The following is a 2,027-nucleotide window of genomic DNA, read 5'->3' as shown; positions in this document are numbered from 1 at the left end:
TCTTATAGGTTTTTTAAATTTTTCAACTACATCTTCAATGTCTGCATTTACAAGGTCATAAGCCCTTACAATCCCAACTATTTCATCAATTCTTTTTTTATAAATTGGTATTCTGGAAAAACCTGTCTCCTTCAGTATAGGTATAAGTTCTTTTATTTTAGTATCGCTTGAAACAGCTACCACATCAGAGAGAGGAACAACTATCTCTGCAAGTCTTCTTTTCTCAAAAATCAACACATTTGCAATTATTTTTTTCTCTAAATCTTCTATCCCTTCAGTTTCCATTAAAAGAGCATCTAAAAGTTCTTCTCTTGTCAGAATGTTATCCTTTTTAGCTTCTATTCTGAATATAAAAAACACAACCTTTGTTATAACATTTGCTATAAGTATTAATGGATAAAGAAATTTCCTAAAAACATCAAGGGCAGGGACTATAAAATAAACTAACTTTTCAGCATAATACTGAAAAATACTTTTCGGAAGAATTTCTCCAAATAACAACGTTAAAATTATGATACTTTCAGCAAAAATTTCCTCTTTACCGTGTAAAAAAGGAACAAAATAAGACAAATTCATTAAAAGCTGAACATAAATTGCAGTTATCGTAACGATACTTAACGTTGTACCTATTAATGTGGTAGCTATGTAATCATCAAAATACTTGTTTAATTTTTTGTAAACTTTTTCAGCTTTTTTATTTCCATTTTTCGCAAGATACTTTAGTTTTACCCTATTTATAGAAAAAAGAGCTATTTCAGAACCAGAAAAAAAAGCCTCAAGTATCAAGAAGAAAATTATTGTAATAATAGAACTTATCATTTATTTACCTCATTTTTCTTTTCCTGTAATTCTGAAGCTTTTTAATTCTTACCATTACAATTCTGTTTTTCTCAACTTTTTCTATTTTAAATAAAAACCCTTCATATTCAAAAGTTTCGCCTTCTTGAGGAATTTTTTCCAGTTGATGAAATATAAAGCCTGCCAGTGTATCAAACTCATAATCTTCAGGTAGTTTCAGTCCTATTTCTTCTGAAAGTTCTTCTATATCAATTTTTCCAGAAACTTTCCATTCATATGTGGAAATTTGTTTTATAAAAGGCTCTTCACTTTCAAATTCTTGTGGAATATCACCTACTAAAAACTCAACTAAATCTTGAAATGTTGCAATACCTACTACAGTACCATGTTCATCAACTACAATTGCAAAATGATTTTTGGTTTTTTCAAATTCTTTCATTAAGGTCAGTAATGGCGTAAATTCAGGGACAAATAATGGTTTTCTTAAATATTTATCTATAACCTCATTTTCTTTTCCTTCAAATTTCAAGAATATAATATCTTTAACATACAAAACTCCAATAATATTATCTAAATTCTCTTTATATACTGGAATTCTGCTGTAATCCTTATTTTTTAAAATTTCAATAGTTTGTTTTATAGTAATTCCATTTTCAATGGCAAAAATATCCCTTCTTGGAGTCATTATTTCACTTACAGATGTTTCATCAAGCTCAAGTGCAGCTTCAATTATCTCCTTTTCCTCTTCAGAAAAAAGTCCTTTTTCTTTTCCTGCACTTACTATAGTTCTAACATCTTCTTCTGATATTTTATGACTTTCAACTGGAAGGTCTAATCCAAGCTTTCTTAATATTATGGAAGCAATTTTCATCAAAATAAACCTGAAAGGCGTTGCAAGTATGTAAAAGGCATAAAAAGGACGAGAAGTGAAAAGTGCGTATTTTTCAGAATAATAATTTCCTATAGTTTTTGGTGTTATTTCGCCAAAAGTTAATATAAGTATCGTCATTACTATTACTGCGATAAAAACATATTTTTCTCCTAAAAACTGTATAACAAAGGCAGTTGTGATAGCTGAAGCAGTAATATTTACAAGTTCATTTCCTATTAAGAATGTAATTACAAGTTCTTTAGGATGACTTCTTAAAAAGTCTGCTATCTTTGCAGATTTATTACCTTCTTTTGCTAATCTTTTTATTTTTATCCAGTCCATAGAAAAAAATGATGAT

General features: G+C 28.6%; 2 protein-coding genes. Both read right to left on the bottom strand.

Translation table 11 applies throughout. From position 1 onward, the window contains the following. Nucleotides 1-819: CNNM domain-containing protein (locus HG1285_RS03540; RefSeq protein WP_008288846.1), on the bottom strand; the 819-nt coding region annotated here is incomplete at its 3' end. A 4-nt stretch (nucleotides 820-823) separates the two neighbouring features. Next, the coding region (locus HG1285_RS03545) for a hemolysin family protein (protein WP_008288845.1) at nucleotides 824-2,027 on the bottom strand (1,204 nt) is incomplete at its 5' end.

It is taken from the genome of Hydrogenivirga sp. 128-5-R1-1 (assembly GCF_000171895.1).
This window is presented reverse-complemented; position numbering and strand designations above follow the sequence as displayed.